The 19,917-nt window shown below is 74.6% G+C and carries 16 protein-coding genes and 1 pseudogene; 5 read left to right on the top strand and 12 right to left on the bottom strand.

Translation table 11 applies throughout. The features are described 5' to 3' along the window. Window positions 1-60: 60 nt before the first annotated feature. From KJS59_RS12795 to KJS59_RS12780, 4 genes are all read right to left on the bottom strand, one after another. Window positions 61-2,151 carry a RecQ family ATP-dependent DNA helicase gene (locus KJS59_RS12795; RefSeq protein WP_213453076.1) on the bottom strand — a complete coding sequence of 697 codons (2,091 nt, stop codon included), beginning with the start codon at window positions 2,149-2,151 and terminating at the stop codon, window positions 61-63. A gap of 166 nt (window positions 2,152-2,317) precedes the next feature. Further along, window positions 2,318-3,427, bottom strand: a complete 1,110-nt coding sequence (locus tag KJS59_RS12790) for a glycerophosphodiester phosphodiesterase (protein ID WP_213453075.1) — start codon at window positions 3,425-3,427, stop codon at window positions 2,318-2,320. Between the two features lie 159 nt (window positions 3,428-3,586). Continuing rightward, the gene (locus tag KJS59_RS12785) at window positions 3,587-5,101 is read right to left on the bottom strand and encodes a fused MFS/spermidine synthase (RefSeq protein WP_213453074.1); all 1,515 of its coding nucleotides are present in this window, start codon (window positions 5,099-5,101) and stop codon (window positions 3,587-3,589) included. Further along, on the bottom strand, window positions 5,101-6,141 hold the full coding sequence (locus KJS59_RS12780; protein ID WP_213453073.1) for a coiled-coil domain-containing protein: 1,041 nt from the start codon (window positions 6,139-6,141) through the stop codon (window positions 5,101-5,103). Before KJS59_RS12780 ends, KJS59_RS12785 begins: the two co-directional genes overlap by 1 nt. A 158-nt stretch (window positions 6,142-6,299) precedes the next feature. Here KJS59_RS12780 and KJS59_RS12775 point away from each other — a divergent pair, with 158 nt between their 5' ends. Then, the gene (locus tag KJS59_RS12775; RefSeq protein WP_213453072.1) at window positions 6,300-7,799 is read left to right on the top strand and encodes a glutamate--cysteine ligase family protein; all 1,500 of its coding nucleotides are present in this window, start codon (window positions 6,300-6,302) and stop codon (window positions 7,797-7,799) included. On the opposite strand, the gene KJS59_RS12770 is transcribed toward KJS59_RS12775, so the two are convergent. Continuing rightward, the gene (locus KJS59_RS12770) at window positions 7,766-8,494 is read right to left on the bottom strand and encodes an SDR family NAD(P)-dependent oxidoreductase (RefSeq protein WP_249714082.1); all 729 of its coding nucleotides are present in this window, start codon (window positions 8,492-8,494) and stop codon (window positions 7,766-7,768) included. The two genes, KJS59_RS12775 and KJS59_RS12770, sit on opposite strands and share 34 nt — an antisense overlap. 103 nt (window positions 8,495-8,597) lie before the next feature. Between KJS59_RS12770 and KJS59_RS12765 the strand changes: the two genes are divergently transcribed. Next, complete coding sequence (locus tag KJS59_RS12765; protein ID WP_213453070.1) at window positions 8,598-9,437, top strand: helix-turn-helix transcriptional regulator; 840 nt, start codon at window positions 8,598-8,600, stop codon at window positions 9,435-9,437. A gap of 16 nt (window positions 9,438-9,453) precedes the next feature. Here the strand turns inward: KJS59_RS12765 and KJS59_RS12760 are convergent, their stop codons facing one another. Beyond that, entirely contained in the window at window positions 9,454-10,083 is a 630-nt protein-coding gene (locus tag KJS59_RS12760) for a response regulator (protein WP_213453171.1), read from the bottom strand. 8 nt (window positions 10,084-10,091) lie between these two features. Further along, window positions 10,092-11,225: a MacS family sensor histidine kinase gene (macS, locus tag KJS59_RS12755; protein ID WP_213453069.1), complete on the bottom strand. Its 1,134-nt coding sequence runs from the start codon at window positions 11,223-11,225 to the stop codon at window positions 10,092-10,094. Window positions 11,226-11,270: 45 nt separating this feature from the next. On the opposite strand from macS, the gene KJS59_RS12750 reads away from it, so the two are divergent. Next, window positions 11,271-11,558 carry a DUF2218 domain-containing protein gene (locus tag KJS59_RS12750; protein WP_213453068.1) on the top strand — a complete coding sequence of 96 codons (288 nt, stop codon included), beginning with the start codon at window positions 11,271-11,273 and terminating at the stop codon, window positions 11,556-11,558. Between the two features lie 3 nt (window positions 11,559-11,561). On the opposite strand, the gene KJS59_RS12745 is transcribed toward KJS59_RS12750, so the two are convergent. The 5 genes and pseudogenes from KJS59_RS12745 to KJS59_RS12730 form a co-directional block, all read right to left on the bottom strand. Further along, window positions 11,562-12,014, bottom strand: a complete 453-nt coding sequence (locus KJS59_RS12745; RefSeq protein ID WP_213453067.1) for a response regulator — start codon at window positions 12,012-12,014, stop codon at window positions 11,562-11,564. Next, window positions 12,011-13,633 (bottom strand): sensor histidine kinase, encoded by a 1,623-nt coding sequence (locus KJS59_RS12740; protein WP_249714081.1) that lies wholly within the window; start codon window positions 13,631-13,633, stop codon window positions 12,011-12,013. Before KJS59_RS12740 ends, KJS59_RS12745 begins: the two co-directional genes overlap by 4 nt. Then, entirely contained in the window at window positions 13,630-14,832 is a 1,203-nt protein-coding gene (locus KJS59_RS12735; RefSeq protein WP_376771168.1) for a PP2C family protein-serine/threonine phosphatase, read from the bottom strand. The genes KJS59_RS12740 and KJS59_RS12735 overlap by 4 nt, the downstream gene beginning before the upstream one ends. Before the next feature lie 152 nt (window positions 14,833-14,984). Beyond that, window positions 14,985-15,345: pseudogene (locus KJS59_RS32495) on the bottom strand (Scr1 family TA system antitoxin-like transcriptional regulator); the annotation flags it as partial. A 64-nt stretch (window positions 15,346-15,409) separates the two neighbouring features. Then, on the bottom strand, window positions 15,410-16,255 hold the full coding sequence (locus KJS59_RS12730) for an inositol monophosphatase family protein (protein ID WP_213453064.1): 846 nt from the start codon (window positions 16,253-16,255) through the stop codon (window positions 15,410-15,412). Between the two features lie 82 nt (window positions 16,256-16,337). On the opposite strand from KJS59_RS12730, the gene KJS59_RS12725 reads away from it, so the two are divergent. Together KJS59_RS12725 and KJS59_RS12720 are read left to right on the top strand one after the other, a co-directional pair. Further along, window positions 16,338-18,623, top strand: coding sequence for a M28 family peptidase (locus tag KJS59_RS12725; RefSeq protein WP_249714080.1), 2,286 nt, complete (start codon window positions 16,338-16,340; stop codon window positions 18,621-18,623). A gap of 65 nt (window positions 18,624-18,688) precedes the next feature. Then, entirely contained in the window at window positions 18,689-19,801 is a 1,113-nt protein-coding gene (locus tag KJS59_RS12720) for a sugar ABC transporter substrate-binding protein (protein WP_213453062.1), read from the top strand. The last annotated feature ends 116 nt before the right edge of the window (window positions 19,802-19,917 follow it).

Below are 19,917 nucleotides of genomic sequence, written 5' to 3'. Positions count from 1 at the left end.
AAGCGAGCGGAACCCCGATCGACTGCGTCACACGACGGCCCGCGACCCCGCGGGGCGGCCTCAGCCGCTGAGGGCGAGCGTGAGCGGCAGGACGGCCGGGGCGCCGGCCAGGCGCAACAGCCGGGCGGCGAGCGCCATCGTCCAGCCCGAGTCGACCAGGTCGTCCACCAGAAGGACGGGGCCCTCGACACCGGCCACCGCCGCCGCCAGCCCGGGCGGGAGCGCCAGCGCCCCGGCCAGGGCGCGGACCCGCTGGGCGCTGTTCGCACCCCCCGACTCGGCGCCGGCCGCCCGGGTGACCTCGCCCAGCAGCGGCAGCCGGCCCACCGTGGCGATCCGCTCGCCGAGCGACCGGACCAGCCGGGGCCGGGTGTGGGAGGCGACCGTCACCACGGCGACCGGGCGCCGCTCCCAGGGCTGCTCCCCGCGCGCCCACGCCTTGAGCACCTCGACCACCGCACCGGCCAGCTCCGCCGGGAGCGGGGCGTCCGGCGCGCCCCCGCCGAGCACGGCGCGCAGGCGCCCGCCCCAACCCAGGTCGGAGAGGCGACCCACGGCCCGGCCCGGCTCCGCCCGCTCCCCCGGCGGGATCTTGCCCTTGAGGGGCAGGCCCACCGCCTCCAGCCCGGTCGGCCAGAGCTTCTTCGGCTCGATCGGGGCGCCGGCCCGCCCCAGGAACGCCTCCGCCGCCGCCAGCGCGGTAGCCGAGACGGCCACGCCGTAGCGCGGCCCCGCGCAGGTGTCGCACCGGCCGCACGGCTCGGCGCCCGGGTCGTCCAGGCAGCGTCGCAGGTACTCCATGCGGCACCCGGCCGTGGTCGCGTACTCGCGCATCGCCGCCTGCTCGGCCTCGCGCGCCCGCGCCACCCGCCGCAGCCGCGCCTCGTCGTACTCCCACGGCTCGCCGGTCGCCAGCCACCCGCCCCGGACCCGGCGCACCGCGCCGTCCACGTCCAGCACCTTGAGCATCATCTCCAGCCGGGTGCGGCGCAGGTCCACGATCGGCTCGAGCGCCTGGGTGGAGATCGGGCTCCCGGTGGACAGCGCGGCCAGCACCGACCGGACCTGCCGCTCCGGCGGGAACGCCAGGGAGGCGAAGTACCGCCAGATCGCCGGGTCCTCCGCGCCCGGCAGCAGCAGCACCTCGGCCTCGGCGACCCCCCGCCCCGCCCGGCCGACCTGCTGGTAATACGCGATCGGCGAGGGCGGCGCGCCGAGGTGCACGACGAAGCCCAGGTCCGGCTTGTCGAAGCCCATGCCCAGTGCGGAGGTGGCGACCAACGCCTTGATCCGGTTCGCCAGCAGGTCCCGCTCCGCGGCCTGGCGCTGCGAATCCTGCGCCTGGCCGCTGTACGCCGCGACCTCGTACCCCCGGGAGCGCAGGAACTCGGCCGTCTCGGTGGCCTGCGCGACGGTCAGGGTGTAGATGATCCCGGAGCCGGGCAGCTCGGCCAGCTGGTCGGCGAGCCAGGCCAGCCGCTGCGCCGGGCCGGGCAGCTCCAGAACGCCGAGACGCAGCGACTCCCGCTCCAGCGGGCCGCGCAGCACCAGCGTGTCGCCCAACTGCTCGGCCACGTCCGCCGTGACCCGGGCGTTCGCGGTCGCGGTGGTGGCCAGCACCGGGGTGTCGGGCGACAGGTGCGCCAGGAACGTGCGCAGGCGCCGGTAGTCCGGGCGGAAGTCGTGGCCCCAGTCCGAGACGCAGTGCGCCTCGTCCACCACCAGCAGGCCGGTCGTGCCGGCCAGCTTGGGCAGCACGCCCTCCCGGAAGTCGGGGTTGTTCAGCCGCTCCGGGGAGATCAGCAGCACGTCCACCGCCCCGGCGTGGATCTCCGCCGTGATCTCGTCCCACTCGTCGAGGTTCGCCGAGTTGATCGTGCGGGCCCGGATGCCGGCCCGCCCCGCCGCCTCGACCTGGTTGCGCATCAGCGCCAGCAGCGGCGAAACGATCACCGTGGGGCCCGCACCGCCCGCCCGCAGCAGGGCGGTCGCGACGAAGTACACCGCCGACTTGCCCCAGCCGGTCCGCTGCACGCACAGCACCCGCCGCTGCCGGGTCACCAGCGCCTCGATCGCCCGCCACTGGTCTGCCCGCAGCCGGGCACCCTCGCCGGCCAACCGGCGCAGCACCGCCTCCGCCCGCTCGCGCATGCCCTCCGTTCTACCAGCGAGCCCCGACACTCCCTACCGGCCCGGCACCGACCCGCCGTTGCCGCCGATGATCTGCCCCGCCGTGCGGGCCGGATGCCTCGGCGATGTCCGCCGAGGTGCCGGCCCGCCCGGTCCCGCTACGCGCACGACCTTGCCGCGGAACGGGTCAGGCCCGCCGCCCCGCCCGGGCCGCCACGGCGGCGTCCGGGTGGTCGCTGAACACCCCGTCCAGCCCGAGATCGAAGAACAGCTCGAACTCGGACGTGATGTCGCCCCGCGCGTTCGGGTCGGCGCCGATCCGGAAGTCCGCCGGCAGGAACTGGTTCTCCGCCCGGAACGTCCAGGCGTGCACGACCAGCCCGGCCCGGTGCGCGTCCCGGATCACGGTGGACGGCGCCAGCAGCCGGCCGGTCCCGTCCCGCGGCACCAGCAGGTCCTTGTTCGCGCCGATCCCGTGGGCGTACCGGGCGATCTCCCGCAGCCCGCCGGCCGTGGCCAGATCCCGGTAGGTGCGCGGGTCACCGGCCGCGGCCAGGTCGTACGGCGCGCCGCTGGCGTCCAGCAACTGCACCAGGGTGACCCCGGTCAGCCGGGCGAGCTGCCGCAGGTTCCCGGTCTCGAACGACTGGACGATCACCGGGTCGCGCCGGCCGGTGTACCCGTTCCGGCGCAGCACGCTGACCAGCGGCTCCTCGAGCGGCAGCCCGATCGACCGGAAGTACGTGGGGTGCTTAGTCTCCGGGTACACGCCGATGGTCCGCCCCCGCTTGCGGCTCTCCGCCCGCGCCAGGTCGATGACCTCCTGGAAGGTCGGAATCGGGAAGCGCCCGTCGAACGTGGTCGTGGTGGGGCGCACCAACGGCAGCCGCTCCTTGGCCCGCAGGGTCTTCAGCTCGGCGAGGGTGAAGTCCTCGGTGAACCACCCGGTGACCGCGACCCCGTCGATCGTCTTCGTCGCCCGCCGGCCCGCGAACTCCGGCCGGACCGCCACGTCCGTGGTCCCGGAGATCTCGTTCTCGTGCCGGGCGACCAGCACACCGTCCTTCGTGGACACGAGATCCGGCTCGACGTAGTCGGCGCCCAGCCGGATCGCCAGTTCGTACGAGGCCAGGGTGTGCTCGGGCCGGTACCCGCTCGCCCCCCGGTGTCCGATCACGACCGGCCGGTGCGCGGGCTGCCCGGCTCCGTGTGCCGAGGCGGGCGCCGCGCCGGACAGGGCCAGCCCGGCCACCACGGCCGCGCCACCGGTGGTGAGAAGGGTACGTCGCGACGTCATCTGCACTCCCGCGGTTCGCTGTGGACAGTCACCTCGATCGACTGCCGGATCAGTCAACCGCCGGCCGGCGACGTCCACACGCAGCCCGCTTGTCGCGCCAATGAACCGCGGGCGAGCGCCGGGTGACCCGACCGGCGGGCCGGGTGCACCGGCCGAGCGCTACGGGGTGACGAGCAACTGGTCCACCGGCGCGTGGTCATCGGTCAATACCGGGCCACCTCGGGCGAAATCCGCGGCCGCGCCCTCGGCCAGCACCGTCGCCCGCTCCTCGGGGTACCCGTCCAGCCGGCGCTGGAGGGCGGCGACGTCGATCGGATGGTCGGCGGCGACGATCACGAAGTTGGCGCTGACCTCGCCGCGGATCGCCGCCGGCGGCGCGACCAGCAGCACGTGCGGGAACACCGCCCGCACGGTGGCCAGCTCGGCGCGGATGAACCGGCCGGGGCCGCCGCCCGGCCTCGGGTAGTCGATGACGTTCTGGGCGTAGACGCCGCCCGGGCGCAGCACCCGGCGCACCTCGGCCATCATCTGGCGGGTGGCCAGGTGCCACGGCACGACCAGGTGCCCGAACGCGTCCCCCACGATCAGGTCGGCGCTGCCGCCGGGGCGCCGGTGCAGGTTGACCCGCGCGTCCCCGACGACCACCCGAAGGTCCGGGCCGATGCGCAGGCCCAGCCTGGCCCGGTCCAGTTCCACCAGCGCCCCGTCCAGCTCCAGGACGGTGCTGCGGGTACCGGGGCGGGTCGCGGCCAGGTAGTGGGGCAGGGTGAAGCCGCCGCCGCCCAGGTGCACCGCCTCGATCGGGGCGCCGGGCGGGGCCACCAGGTCCGCCACCGCCGCGATCCACCGCGTGTACGCGAACTCCAGGTGCCGCGGGTCGGCCAGGTCCACGTACGAGTGCCGGGCCGAGTTCAGGATCAGCAGGCGGCCGGTCGGGCGGGCCGGGTCCACCTCCACCCGGGCGCAGTGGTACGCCGTCTCCACGTCGCACGGGTCCGGGGCGACCGCCGCCAGCCCGGCGCCGGCCAGGCCGATGAGCACGATCGCCGCGCCGGCCCGGGACGGCTTGGGCGGGGCGGTGCGCTCCCGCCGGTACAGGTAGCCGCCCAGCGCGAGGCCCGCGGCGCCGAGCAGCACCGCGAGGCTCAGCACGATGACGCTGCTGGGCAGCGCCGCGACCAGGATGAAGCCGGTGACCAGCGTGGCGGTGATGCCGCCCAGGGTGCCGATGCTGGACAGCCGGCCCACCACCTGGCCGGTGCGGCGCAGGTCCCCCAGTTGCAGCTTGACCACCAGCGGCGTGACCGCGGACAGCAGCGCGGCCGGCGGGATCACCGCGACCGCCGCGAGCATCAGCACCCCGCCGGCCGCCGCGCCGCGCAACGCCTCGCCGGCGAAGCGGACCAGCGGCAGCGTGGCCGCCGTGGCGATGCCGGCGAGCACCAGCGCCGGGGCGAGCAGGCGGCGCGGGTCCCGCCGGTCGGCCAGCCAGCCGCCGATCCAGGCGCCGTAGGCGATGGCGCCCAGCGCCACCCCGATCACGCTGCTGCTGGTTTGCAGGGTGACCCCGACGTACGGGCCGATCAGGCGCAGGGCCACGACCTCCAGCACCAGCACGGCGCCGCTGGCCAGGAAGACCAGGGCCGCGGCCAGCCAGCCGGGCAGCGGGCGCATCAGATCATCGATAGGTGTACGTGGTTGGTGTGCGTCGCCGCCGGGCCGCCGCTGCCGCTGTACGAGCGCCAGCCGGTGCTGGGCTGCCAGATCTGGCGGTACCAGATGACGTAGAGCACCCCGAGCCGGCTCGCGTTCTTCACGAAGTACGCGGCCAGGCTGTTGCCGTAGGTGCGGTCGCCGCCGGTGGCGTTCTCGTCCTTGAAGCCGTTGGCGGCCGCGGAGAAGTCGCAGGCGCGGCCCTTGGGGTGTTCGCCGCCGCCACCGCTGCGGAAGCAAGAGACGTACCGCTTGTACCCGGCCGCCTTCGCCTGCTGCATCGCGTGCAGGGTGCGCGGCGTGATGCAGCCGGAGGTGGTCGGGTCGTTGACCGTGCAGGACTCGCTCGGCCAGGAGCCGTCCGAGTTGCGCGGCGCCGCCTTGGCCAGCGGCGAGTTCGGGTCCAGGAAGCCGCCGGAGGCGCCACTGCTGGCGCCCAGGGCCCGCTCGGCGTCCTTTTTCTTCTTCGCCATGATGTCGACCTGCTTGCGCTGCTTGGCCAGCTCGGCGTCGATCGCCGCCTTGGCCCGGGCCGCCTCCTCGCGGGCCTCGGTGAGCTTGCGCAACTGGTTGTCGTCGTACCGGGCCAGCATCTCCAGGCCGGTGGCGCGCTGGAGGAAGTCGTCCGGCGAGGCGCTGTTCAGCAGCGCCGAGACCACACCGATCCGGCCGCTGCGGTACGCGTTCACCGCCACCTGGCCGACCCCGGCCATCAGCCCGTCCAGCCGCTGCTGCACCTGGCTGAGCTTGAGCTGGAGCTCGATCTGCTTCTTCTTGGACTGCTCCAGGGCGGCCTTGGCGTCCAACCAGCCGCGGTTCGCGGCCTCCAGGGCCTGCCGCAGGTTCTTGGTGCCGCCCTCGTCGTCGGTGCCGGCGGTGGTGCCGTTGGGCTCGGCCAGGGCCGGGGTGCCGCCCGCCGCAAGGGGCGCGAGGACGAGCAGGGCGGCCAGCAGCGCCAGCAGCGCCGCCGTGCGCCGATGAGCGGGTGCCGTCTGCCTCACCTGGGCCGCCTTCCGTCGCCCTTCTTCGGCCGGGCGACAGCTTAGCGAAGCCGCCGCCCCCGCCGCGAGGTGCGCTAGGTGCCGTGGGGGAATCGTGCCCGGGGAAATCGGTGCGCCCCCCCAGTGATGAGCGTGCGCACTGGGTATAAGGGCAGACGATGGGCGAGAAGATCGAGCGGCAGGTGTTCACCGGCAGCGACCGCGCCGGGTACCGGCAGAAGATCCGCCGGGGGCTGGACGTGTTCGCCGCGATGCTGCGCGGGTTCCGGTTCGACGTGGACCGGCCGCTGACCGGCCTGGAGATCGAACTGAACCTGGTGGACGGGGCGGGCGACCCGGCGATGCGCAACGCGGAGGTGCTGCGGGCGATCGAGGACCCGGCGTTCGTCACCGAACTGGGCCAGTTCAACATCGAGATCAACGTACCGCCCCGGGCGCTGGCCGGCGCCGGGCTCGACGGCTTCGAGGAGCAGGTCCGGGCCAGCCTGAACGCGGCCGAGGCCAGGGCGCGGGGCACCGGGTCGCACCTGGTCATGATCGGCATCCTGCCGACCCTCACCCGGGACCTGATGACCGCCGGAGCGCTGTCCGCCAACTCCCGGTACGCGGCGCTCAACGAGCAGATCTTCGCCGCCCGGGGCGAGGACATGACCCTCGCGGTGGACGGGATCGAGTCGCTGCACGCGACCGTGGACACGATCGCCCCCGAGGCGGCGTGCACCAGCACCCAGTTCCACCTCCAGGTCAGCCCGGACCAGTTCGCCGCCTACTGGAACGCCGCGCAGGTGATCGCCGGGCCGCAGGTCGCGCTCGGCGCCAACGCGCCGCTGCTGTTCGGCCGGCGGCTCTGGCACGAGACCCGGATCCCGCTGTTCCAGCAGGCCACCGACACCCGCCCCGAGGAGATCAAGGCGCAGGGTGTGCGCCCCCGGGTCTGGTTCGGGGACCGCTGGATCACCTCGGTCTTCGACCTGTTCGAGGAGAACGTCCGGTACTTCCCGGCGCTGCTGCCCATCTGCACCGACGAGGACCCGGAGCGGGTGCTCGACGGCGGCGGCACGCCGGAACTGGGCGAATTGCGCCTGCACAACGGCACGATCTACCGCTGGAACCGCCCGGTGTACGACGTGGTGGCCGGCCGGCCACACCTGCGGGTGGAGAACCGGGTGCTGCCGGCCGGCCCCACCGTCGCGGACACGCTCGCCAACGGGGCGTTCTACTTCGGACTCGTCCGGGCCCTGGCCGAGGCGGAGCGCCCGCTGTGGTCCCGGATGTCGTTCAGCGCCGCCGAGGAGAACTTCAACGCCTGCGCCCGGTACGGCATCGAGGCCCAGGTGTACTGGCCCGGTCTGGGCAACGCGCCGGTCAGCGAAGTGATCCTGCGCCGGCTCCTTCCGCTGGCCCACGCCGGGCTGGACCGGTGGGGCGTCGACCCGGCGCTGCGGGACCGCGCCCTCGGCGTCGTCGAGCGGCGCTGCCTGACCCACCGCAACGGCGCCACCTGGCAGCTCGGGACGCTGGCCGAACTGGAGGACGCCGGCCTGGACCGCCGCGCGGCGCTGCGCGCGATGCTCAACCGGTACGTCGCGCACATGCACACCAACGTGCCGGTCCACGAGTGGCCTCACCAGGGGACGGACGCGTCCTCGGTGAAGTAGCCGCCGGTCGGCCCGTCCGGGCCGAGGGTCGCCAGGCGCACCGCCGCGTTGGCGCCCTGCGCCGCCGTGCGCGGCCCGGTGTGCCCGTTCTGGTCCGTCGCGCAGTACCCCGGGTCGGCGGCGTTCACCTTGATCGGGGTGTCCCGCAGCTCGTTCGCGTACCCCAGCGTCACCATGTTCAGCGCCGTCTTGGACGAGGTGTACGCCAGCACCGGGTTCTGCGCGTACCGGCTGCCCGGATCGCTGGCCACGGCGAGCGAACCCATCTCGCTGGACAGGTTCACGATCCGCGCCGCCGGCGCCCGCCGCAGCAGCGGCAGCAGGGCGTTGGTCACCGCCACTACGCCGAAGACGTTCACCTCGTACGTGCCGCGCAGCGCGTCCGGGGTGACCCGGCTCGGCGGCACGCCCCAGTCCAGCAGCACCCCGGCGTTGTTCACCAGCACGTCCAGCCGGCCGTACCGGTCGTCGATCCACTTCGCGGCGGCGGCGACGGACGCGGCGTCCGTCACGTCCAGCGGGACGTGCACCGCCGCGCCACCGGCCCCCGTCAGCGCCTCGGCCGCCGCCCGCCCCCGTTCGGCGTCCCGGGCGCCCACCAGCACCGTCGCTCCCTTGGCCGCCAGCCCGGCGGCGATCTCGTACCCGATGCCCTTGTTGGCCCCCGTCACGAGGGCGATCACGCTGTCGCTCACGCTCCGAGGCTGACCCGCCGGGGCGGCCGGCGGGAGAGACCCGGTTGTCCAGGGACCCGCGATCCCTGGCTGGGCGGCCGGGACGGCTGGCACGCTGAACGGCATGGACCGGGAGCAACTCGCCGACTTCCTCCGCGGCCGGCGCGCGCGGCTGCGCCCCGCCGACGCCGGCCTGCCCGCCGGCACCCGCCGGCGCACCCCGGGGCTGCGCCGCGAGGAGGTCGCCCGGCTCGCCGGCATCTCCGTCGACTACTACACGCGCCTCGAACAGTCCCGCGGGCCCCACCCGTCCCGGCAGGTGCTCGCCGCCCTGTCCCGCGCCCTGCGCCTGCACGACGGCGAGCGCGACCACCTGTTCCGCCTCGCCGGGGAGGAGCCCGCGCCCCCGGCCGGCCTGACCCGGGACGTCTCCCCCGGCATCCGCCACCTGATGGATCGGCTCACCGACGTGCCCGCCTTCGTCATCGACGCCAAGTACGACATCCTGGCCTGGAACCCGGTCGCCGGCGCCCTGATGGGCGACCTGTCCGCCGTGCCGGAGCCCGATCGCAACATCGCCTGGCGGACCTTCCGCGACGGCGTCGGCGACGACCCCCGCGCCGACGCCTTCGCCACCCAGGTCGTCTCCGTCCTGCGGGCCGCCGCGACCAAGTACCCCCGCGACGCCGGCCTGCACGCCCTCGTCAAGCGGCTGCGCGCCGGCAGCGCCGACTTCGAGCGCCGGTGGGCCGCGCACCGGGTCTGCGTCCCACCCAACAGCACGGTGATGCCGGTGTCCCACCCCGCGGTCGGCCGGTTCGAGGTGGAGTGCGAGGTCCTGTTCATCGCGGACCGCGACCAGCGGCTGATCACGTACAACGCGGCGCCCGGCAGCCGGGCCGAGGAGGCGCTGCGCCTGCTCGCCGTCATCGGCACCCAGGACATGACGCCCTCGGCGCCGTGACGGCCCGCGCCCGGCGTCAGTCGTCGAGGCCCTGCTCGATGGCGTAGCGGACCAACTCGACCCGGTTGTGCAGTTGGAGCTTGCCGAGGGTGTTCTGCACGTGGTTCTGGACCGTGCGGTGCGACAGCACCAGGCGCTCGGCGATCTGCTTGTACGACAGGCCCTTCGCCACCAGGCGCAGGATCTCCGTCTCCCGCTCGGTGAGGCGGGGCGCGTCGGGGTCGGTGCGCGGTGCGGCGGCGAGGCGGCGGTACTCGCCGAGCAGCAGGCCGGCCAGGCCGGGGGTGAAGACGGCGTCGCCCTCGGCGGTGCGGCGCACGGCGTCGAGGAACTCGGCGCGGGCGGCGGACTTGACCAGGTACCCGGCGGCGCCGGCCTTGACGGCGTCGAGCACGTCCTGGTGTTCGCCGCTGGCCGACAGGACCAGCACCCGGACCTCGGCGCGGGCGGCGACCAGCCCGCGGATGACGTCCACACCGGACAGGTCGGGCAGTTGGAGATCCACGACCGCCACGTCGGGACGGACGCTGGGGGCGATCCGCACGGCCTGGGCGCCCTCGCCGACCGCGGCGACCACCTCGTAACCGGCCTCGGTGAGGTCCCGGGCCACGCCCTCGCGCCACATCGGGTGGTCGTCCACCACCATCACGGAAGTCACGTCGCCCATTGTTCCCCGGCCGGCTCCGGGCGCGGGATCCGCAACTCCACCTCGGTGCCCTGCCCCGGCCCGGTGACGATCTCGACGGTGCCGCCGAGGTCCCGGATCCGGCCCCGGATGGACTGCGCGACGCCCAGCCGGCCATCCGCCTCGGCGGCGGCGAGCCGGCCAGCCGGGATGCCGGGACCGCCGTCGCGGACCGTGACGGTCACGGCGGCGCCCTCGTCCTCGACGAGAACCCAGGCGGGCTGCTCCGGCCCACAGTGGACGCGCACGTTGTCCAGCGCGCTGCCGACGGCCGCGGCGACCTCGGCGGCGACGTTCTCGGGCAGCGGCACCGGGCCGGCGGGCGTGGCCAGCTGCACGGTGCCGGAGGCGTACCCGCTGAGCTTGGCGCGCAGGTCCACGGCGCCGCGCCCGGGGGTTTCCGGGAAGTCGGAGCGGACCAGCGCCCGCAGCGTGGCCTCCTGCTCGCCCGCGAGCCGACCCAGGTCGGCGGCCTCCCCGCCGAGTTCGGCGCCGCGCCGCTGGACGAGAGCCAGCACCTGGAGGACGGAGTCGTGGATGCCGCGTGCCAGGCGGTCCCGCTCGCGGGCGGACGCCTCCCGCTCGGCGGCGCGCTGGAGCCGGCGCTCCGCGTCCAGGCCGATGCGGGTCAGATACCCGAGAATGACGCCGCTGAGCAGGAGCAGCACCGTGCCGTTGACGGTGACGTCGGCGATCCGGCCGCGCAGGGACAGGTCGACGGCGCCGAGCAGCAGGCCGGAGATCAGCCCGGCCCGCCGGCCACCGGCGACCGCCCAGGCCAGCACGGGGCCGGCCACCCAGGCCATCGGCAGGGTGGGCGCGCCGTGGGCCAGGTCGGCGGGCGGGATGACCCACCGGCTGGCGAGCAGGCAGGCGCCGGTAACCAGCAGGTCGGCGCCCAGCAGGGGCCAGCGGCGCAGCCGCGGGGTCAGGTACGCCCAGCCCACCGTGCCGGTCCAGGCGACCATCAGGGCGAGGACCGCCCAGCCGAGGACCGGGCGGGACCAGCCCCGGAAGTTGTTGGCGATCAGGATCGCGGCGTAGCCGAGCGCGGCCACCCGGAACACGGCGATCGCCCGCCACAGCGTTGTCTCCAAACCCACCCGACGATCCTGCCGCAACCTGTGACCCGGGATAGCCTGGTCACCATGAGCCAGACCACCCTCGTATCGCTGGCCCGGATCCAGACCGCGCGGCCGGGCCGCCACCTCGCCCACCTCTGCGAGCACTTCGCCGCGGAGGCGCACGCCGAGTGGGCCGACGACAGCGGCATCATCCTGTTCGACTTCGGCGCCTGCCGCCTCGTGGCGGAGGAGAGCGCCCTGGTGCTGACCGCCGAGGGGCCAGACGACGAGAGCCTGTCCCGAGTGGAGAAGATCACCGCCGCGCGCCTGGCCGGGGACGGCCTGGCGGTGGAGTGGAAGCGGACGGCCTAGCCGTCAACCGCGCGGCGGCAGCTTCACCACGCTGACGAAGAACTCGTCGATCTGCCGCACCACCGCGATGAACCGTTCGAAGTCGACCGGCTTGGTGACGTAGGCGTTCGCGTGCAGCTGGTAGCTGCGCAGGATGTCCTCGTCGGCCTGGGAGGTGGTGAGCACGACCACCGGGATCTGGCCGAGATTCTCGTCCTTCTTTATCTCGGCGAGCACCTCCCGGCCGTCCCGCCGGGGCAGGTTCAGGTCCAGCAGGATCAGGTCCGGCTGCACCGCGTCGGCGTACTTGCCCTCGCGGCGCAGGTACTGCAGCGCCTCCGCACCGTCGGAGACGACGGCCAGGCGGTTGCGCAGCTTGTGCTCCTCGAACGCCTCCTGCGTCATCAGCACGTCGCCGGGGTCATCCTCGACCAGCAGCACCTCGATGGGGCTGCGGCCGTCGGCGGGAACACTCATGCCACGGTCTCCTTTGGCGCCGGTGCGGCGGCCGGCCGGTGCGGTGGTGGTGGGGTGCCGGCACCCTCCGGCGCGATGGGGAGGGTGAAGCTGATGGCGGTGCCGTCCCGGTACTCCGGGTCGACCCAGATCCGGCCACCGTGATATTCGACGATCTTCTTCGCGATGGCAAGCCCGATGCCGGTGCCCGGGTAGGCGTCCTTGGGGTGCAGCCGCTGGAAGATCACGAAAACCTTGTCGGCGAACTCGCCCTCGATGCCGATGCCGTTGTCCCGGCAGGTGATCTGCCACTCGTCGCCGACCCGCTCGGCGCTGACCCGCACCCGCGGGGGCTCCTGCGGCCGGCGGAACTTGATGGAGTTGCTGACCAGGTTGGCCAGCAGCGTGGTCAGCAGCGGCTCCTCGCCGCGCACCACCGGCAGGTCGGACCAGCTGAGCTCCGCCTCGGCGGCCGCCCGGGCGACCTCGAGCTGCCCGTTGACCTGATCCATCACCGCGTTCAGGTCGACGTCGGTGAAGCCGGCGGTGAGCCGGCCGATGCGGGAGAAGGACAGCAGGTCGTTGATCAGCCGCTGCATCCGCTGCGCACCGTCCACCGCGAACGCGATGTACTGGTCGGCCCGCTCGTCCAGCCTGCCCGCGTACCGGCGCTGCAGCAGTTGGCAGAAGCTGGCCACCTTGCGCAGCGGCTCCTGCAGGTCGTGCGAGGCGACGTAGGCGAACTGCTCCAGGTCCCGGTTGGACCGGGTCAGCTCGGCGGCCTGCGCCTCCAGCCGGTCGTTGGTGGCCTGGATCACCGCCCGCGCGGTGGTCACCTCCGCCAGGTCGGCGGCGATCTGGCGGCGCATGCCGTCCACGTCCCGCGCCAGCCTGGCCAGCTCGGGCGGGCCGTCCGCCTCGATGTCCCGCTGGTAGGCGCCGCGGGCCACCTCGCGCACCTGCTCCGCCAGGTGCGTGACCGGGCGGCTGACCAGCCGGTCCAGCAGGGCGAGCAGGGCGACCCCGGCGACGATCACCACGCCGGCGGCGACGATCAGCAGCAGGACCAGGGCGCTGCTGGTCGACCGGGCCTTGTCCGCGACCTCGTTGCGGTACAGCACGATGGTCTGCTGTAGGCGGTCCAGCGCGGCGCGGATCTCGTCGAAACGCTGCCGGCTACCCTCCTGGATGATCGTCGCCGCGCTGGCCCGGTCGCCGCGCGCGACGGCCTCCCGCACCGGCTCGGCGACCTCGGCCCGCCAGCTGGCGGACAACCGCTCGACGCTGGTCAGCTCGCGCTCGATCTGCGGCCGGTCGGTGACCAGGGCGCGCATCTCGGCGATCAGGGCCCGCTCGCTCTGCTGACCCTCGCCGTACGGGGCCAGGTCCGCCGGGTTCCCGGTGACCGCGTACCCGCGCACCGCCGTCTCCTGGTTGACCAGCGCGGTGGACAGCGCCTCCGCGCTGGTGCGCAGCGGGCCGGTCTTGTTCAGCGAGGCGTCGACGTAGCTCCGGTTGCGGTTGGCCACCAGGGCGGCGGCGCCCGCCACCCCGGCCAGCAACAGGCCGACGATCGCGCAGAGCGCCGCGACCCGCTGGCGCAACGTCCAACGCCCCGCCCGCCGGGTCGGCCCGGTCACCGCCCGCTCCCCCGGCTCACCAGCAGGATCGCCACATCGTCGGCGAGTGGGCCGCCGTTGAGCTCCTCGACCCGCCCGACCAGCCACGCGGGCAGCTCCGCCAGCGGGACATCGGGAACACCCGGCTCGGCCAGCACCCGGCACAGGCCGTCCACGTCCAGCCGCTCGTCACCCCGGCCGGAGCGGCCCTCGATCAGGCCGTCGGTGTACATCAGCAGGGACCAGTCCTCCGCGTCGAGCCGATGGGTCCGCACCGGATGCGGGCGCCCCGGACGGACACCGAGCACCACGCCGTACTTCGCCGGCAGGGGCTGGGCGGTGCCGCCGGCCAGCAGCACCGGCTGCGGGTGCCCGGCCAGCCGCAGGGTGGCCTCGTTGCGGTCGAGGTCGACGCTGAGCCCGGCGGCCGTGGCGAAGATCTCGGCGGCCCGCCGCTCGGTGACCAGAACCTGCTCCACGCCGTGCAGCAGCGCCTGGTCCCGCACCCCGGCCAGCACCAGGGCGCGCCAGGCGACCCGCAGTTCGACGCCCAGCGCGGCCTCGTCCACGCCGTGCCCGCACACGTCGCCGACCATCAACTCCAGCCGGTTGGGTCCGGTCTGGACCACGTCGAAGAAGTCGCCGCCGAGCAGCGCGCGCTGCCGGCCGGGCCGGTAGAACGGGTGTACCGAGACGGCATCGGTGGACAGCAGCGGCTTGGGCAGCAGACCGCGCTCCAGCCGGGACGACTCGGCCTGGCGCAGTTCCGCCTCCCGCAGGCGCAGCGCGTTCTCGTCGGCGCGCTTGCGCTCGACCGCGTACCGCACCGAACGGGTCAGCCCGACGCCGTCCACGGTGCCCTTGACCAGGTAGTCCTGCGCACCCTCGGCGACCGCGACGATGCCCAGGTGCTCGTCCTCCAGGCCGGTCAGCACGCACACGGCGACGGCGCTGGCCAGCGCCAGCACCGAACGCAGCCCCTCGATCCCCTGCGCGTCCGGCAGCCCGAGGTCCAGCAGCACGCAGTCGACGCCCGCGATCAACTCCCGGGCCTCGGCCAGGCTGCGCGCGGTGTGCAGGTCGACCGGGGCGTCGGACTCCACGAGCAGTTCGGAGACCAGGAACGCGTCGCCCTCGTCGTCCTCGACGAGCAGCACCCGCAGCCGCTCGCCGGTGAGCGCGGCGCGCAGCCCGATCCGCCCGGTCGCCAGCGGCGACACGATGGACGGGCCGGTCACGGTCGCCTCACCATGGCGGCTGCTGGCTGGTCGATGTCGCGGCTCCTTCGCTCGGTCGAGGACGGTCGTATCGCGCGGACGGCTTCGGCCGGCCGCCCCGCGGCGCATCTCAGCAAAAACCCTACCGGCGCGGGTTACCGGCCCCCACGCGCGATGGTTGACGCATGGCAACAAATCATGCACGGCCATCGACGGGGCCGCCAGCCCACCCGATCCCCCCGCCTTGCGGCGCCCGGTTCGGCGGCATTCGCCCGGTTTGATTCCCACCTCGGCTTTCGGGCCCTCTCGTAGGCGGATACCTCGGCCGGCTTGTCGAGGTACAGGGCGCCGGTCAGTGACTCGCTGTAGACGGTAGAGGGCTCGGCCGGCCTACTGCCGCGAGCCGGGAAGTCCAGGATCAGGAGTCTGGAGCAGGCCAGGGATCAGGATGGGTTCGTACTGCCGCATGGCGGACGCGGCCGCCTCCAGCCCAACGTACAGCTCGAACCAGGCGGGCCCATTGCCCCCCGAGAGGTGCGGCGCCCGCCATGTGCGTAGCGGCCCCGACGCGGAGAAGTCCTCACCCGTCGTCGGCCGGGCCGCTGGCCCGCCAGAAATCGCGGAAAGCGGGTCCGTCGAACAGCGCCTCGTGGACGTCGGACCAGATCCGCGCGGTGCGCGCGACCATCAGCCCGGGGCGCTGGTCCGCCGGGTGGTACTCGGCGCCGTCGAGGTGCCGGACCACCGCGCCCGCCTCCCGGGTCAGCAGCGCGCCGGCGGCGTGGTCCCACGGCTTGGTGCGCCAGAACACGGCGAAGTCCTGCTCGCCCTCGATGACGTCCGGGTACTCGCGGCCGGCGCAGTGGTGGCCCGGCAGCAGCGCGCCGAGCACCCGGCCCCGGTCCAGTGCCGCGTCACGCAGCGCCGGCGGGAAGTACTTGACGCTCGCGGCGCCCCGCAGTTCGCCCAGCGGCCGGTGCTCCTCGGGCACGGTCAGCCGGATGCCGTCGCGGTAGGTGCCGCCGCCGCGTTCCGCGACGACAACGCTGTCCGCGAGCGGGTCCAGAATCCAGCCGGCGACCGGGTCGCCGCCGCGCAGCAGGGCGACCATGACCGCGAACGGCGGCCGGCCGGCGGCGAAGTTGCCGGTGCCGTCGACCGGGTCGACCAGCCACACCGGCCCGGCGTCCGTGATGTGGCCGAGCAGCGCGGCGTCCACCTCGACCGCCTCCTCGCCGACCACCGTGGACCCGGGCAGCAGCGCGCGCAGGCCGGCCCCGATCATCCGCTCCGCCTCGCGGTCGGCGATGGTCACCAGGTCGCCCGGGGACTTCTCCGCGATGTCGTCATCGGCCAGGGCACCGAACCGGGGCAGGATCTCCGTCGCCGCCGCCTCGCGCAGCAGCGCGGTCACCTCGTCGAACACCCGCACACCCTCCCCTGCCGACTGCCCCCATTCTCGGCCAGCTACATTCCCGGCGCCGGCACCGGGGGTGGAAGATGTTGCGGTGGACACCCCCAAGATCCCCGCGCGGCCACGGCTGGCCGGCGCGGCGGCGCTGCTCGCGCTCGCGGCGCTGGGCGCGCTGGTGCTCTGGACGCTGCTCCCGCCCGCCGCCCGCGGTACCGGCACCCCGGCGGCCGAGTTCAGCGCGGACCGGGCGTACGAGCTGGTGCGGGCGCTGGCCACGGCGCCGCACCCGGCGGGCAGCGCCGGCAACGACGGCACCCGGGCCCGGATCGAAAGCACCCTGACCGGCCTGGGTCTGCGCCCCGAGGTGCAGGACACGGTGGCGGTGGAGGCCGGGGACCTGTCCGGCAGCAGGGGCGCGAGCGGCATGGCCCGGGTCCGCAACGTGGTGGCCGTGCTGCCCGGCACCGCACCGACCGGTCGCGTGTTCCTGGTCGCGCATTACGACTCGGTGCAGACCGGGCCCGGTGCGAACGACGACTCGGCCGGCGTCTCCACGCTGCTGGAGGTGGCCCGGGCGCTGTCGGCCGGCGCCCGCCCGCGCAACGACGTGGTGTTCGTGTTCACCGACGCGGAGGAGGCGTGCCTGTGCGGCGCAGCGGCCTTCGCGACCCAGCACCCGCTCGCCAAGGGCCCGGGGGTGGTGCTGAACCTGGAGGCCCGGGGCAGCACCGGCCCGGTCATCATGTTCGAGACCTCGCGCGACAACGCCGCTCTGGTGGGCGGGTACGCGCGGGGCGCGCCGCACCCGGTGGGCACCTCGTTCGCGGTCGAGGTGTACCGCCTGCTGCCCAACGACACCGACTTCACCGCGTTCCGGGCGGCCGGCATGCCCGGCCTGAACTCCGCCTACATCGACGGGTCGGCGGTGTACCACACGCCGCTGGACACCCCGGCGAGCATGGACCGGGCCAGCCTCCAGCAGCACGGCGACAACGCGCTCGGGATGGCCCGCGAGTTCGGTGGCGCCGACCTGACCCGCCTGCGCGCCTCGGGCGACGCGACGTACTTCCCGGTACTCGGCGCGCTGGCCCGGTACCCCGGCTGGCTGACCTGGCCGATCGCGGTGCTGGCCGCGCTCGCGGTGGCGGCCCTGGCGTACCGCCGCCGCGGCCGCCGGCTCGCCGTGGCCTTCGGGCTGGGGCTGATCCCGCTGGTCCTCGCCCCGGCGGCCGCGCAGGGGTTCTGGGCCGTCCTGGTGGCGGTCCGCCCGGGGTACCGGACCCTGCTCGACCCGTACCGTCCACAGTGGTACCGGGTGGCGGTACTCGCGCTGGCCGCCGCGGTCCTGCTGGCCTGGTACGCGGCGCTGCGCCGCCGGGTCGGCGCGGACGCCCTCGCGACCGCCGCGCTGGGGTGGCTGGCGGTGCTCGGGGTGGTGCTCGCCGTGCTGGTCCCGGGCGGCTCCTACCTCGCGGCGCTCCCCGCGCTGGCCGGGGCCGCCGCCGCCCTGGTGAACCGGGCACCGACCACGCTGGCGACGCTCGCGGGCGCCGTGTCGGTCGTGGTGCTGCTGCCGGCCGTGGTGCTGCTGCTGCCGGCGCTGACCCTGGCGATGGCCGGCGCGGGCGCGTTCTTCGCGGTCCTGCTGGGCTTCGCGCTGCTGCCGGTGCTGGAGCGGGTGCAGCCCGCCCGGGGCCGGTGGCGGGCCGCGCCGGCCGGGCTGTGCCTCGCGTTGACCGTGGGCTTCGCGGCGACCGGGCTCGCCGTGGACCGGTTCGACGCCGCCCACCCGGTGCCCACGCAACTGATGTACGCGCTCGACGCGGACACCGGCCAGGCGCGCTGGGTCAGCCAGGAGGACAGGCCCCAGCCGTGGACGGCCGGGTACGTCGACGGTTCGGCGGTCCTGGGGCAGGAGTTCCCGCCGCTCGGCAACCAACCCCTGCGTGTGGGTCCGGCGCCGGCCGCCCCGCTGCCGGCCCCCCGGGCAGAGGTGCTCGCGGACACCCGCGCCGGCGAGGTGCGCACGCTGCGCCTGCGGGTGGCGCCCCAGCGCGCGGTCCGCCTCGTGGCGCTGGCCGTCGACGCGACCACCGCCACGGTGCGCCGGGCCACGGTCGACGGGCAGCCGGCCCGGGTGACCGGGGAGCGGGACGGCCGCTGGGGCTTCCGGCTGGTGTTCCACGCCCCGCCGCCGGACGGGATCGAGGTGACCTTGGAACTCGAGCAGGCCCCCGGTACGCGGCTCACCTTCCGGGTCATGGACGGCAGCGACGGGCTGGACGGGCTGCCCGGCTTCCGGCCGCGACCGCCGGACGTCGGGGTCGTCGGCTCGCACTCCTCGGAACTCGTCCTCGTCGGGCGGACATATACGTTTTGACCGCATAACCCGGCGCGATGCTGGGATTCTGGCACCCGATGGCACCCAACATCGGGAGGTCAGCCTTGACGGCCCGCCCGGCGCTCGCCCGGCTGGTGGCCACCGTGGCGGCCACCGCCACCGCGGCGGCCCTCGCCCTGGCCGGAACGGGTTGCGAGGTCACCCGCGCCGACCCGACGCAGCTCACCGCCCAGCAGGGCTTCAAGATCGGCGTGTTGCTGCCGGATACCCGGGAGGCCCGCTACGAGCGCGCCGACCGGCCGGCGATCGAGTCGACGCTCCAGCGGCTCTGCCCGCGCTGCGAGATCTTCTACCAGAACGCGGCGGGTGACCCGGCGCGCCAGCAGACCCAGGCCGAGACGATGCTCACCCAGGGCGTCCGGGCGCTGATCCTGGACCCGGTGCACGCCACCCGCGCGGCCCGGATCACCGCCGCGGCCAAGGCGCACGACGTGCCGGTGGTGGCGTACGACCGGCTGCCCGACGGTCCGGTCACCTACCACGTGGGGTTCGACGCCCGGCGGGTCGGCGAACTCCAGGCGCAGTTCCTGCTCAAGGCGATCGCCGCCGGGGGTGCGACCAAGCGCGGGCCGATCGTGATGATCAACGGACCGGCCAGCGACCCGAACGCCGCGCTGTACCGGGCGGGCGCCCGGGCCGCGCTCAGCGGGCACGCGGTGATCGCCCGCGAGCTCACCGCGGCGGACTGGACGCCGGAGCGGGCCCGCGAGCAGATGGACCAGGCCCTCAAGGACCTGGGCGACAAGAAGATCATCGGGGTGTACGCGGCGAACGACAGCACCGCCGCCGGGGCCATCGCCGCGCTGGCCACCGCCAAGATCCAGCCCATGCCGCCGGTCACCGGGCAGGACGCCGAACTCTCGGCGGTGCAGCGACTGCTCACCGGCGCCCAGTACATGACGGTCTACAAGGCGATCCGCCCGGAGGCGGAGGCGGCGGCCCGGATGGCGGTGGCCGCGGCCACCCGCCGCCCGTACACCGACCAGCCGACCGTGCCGCGCCGGAACTCGACCGGGGAGGTCCCCTCGGTGCTGCTGGCGCCCGTGGTGGTCACCCAGCAGACGATCCGGGCCACCCTGCTCGCCGACGCCTTCTACTCGCGGGAGCAGATCTGCACCGCCGCGTTCGAGGCGGCGTGCCGCGCCGCCCGGCTGTAGGAGCGAAAAATTGACCCTCCGGAGGTGGGACCCGGCCGGGCCTGCTCACATTACCGAAGGCAGTCGTACGCCTACCAGACACGCTTGGTTAAGGGGCGTTTTCGGGGCGGCCCGTG

Source organism: Rhizomonospora bruguierae, from assembly GCF_018397995.1.
GTDB lineage: Bacteria > Actinomycetota > Actinomycetes > Mycobacteriales > Micromonosporaceae > Rhizomonospora > Rhizomonospora bruguierae.
The sequence above is the reverse complement of the archived record's forward strand: the minus strand, read 5'-3'. Positions and strand labels throughout refer to the sequence as shown.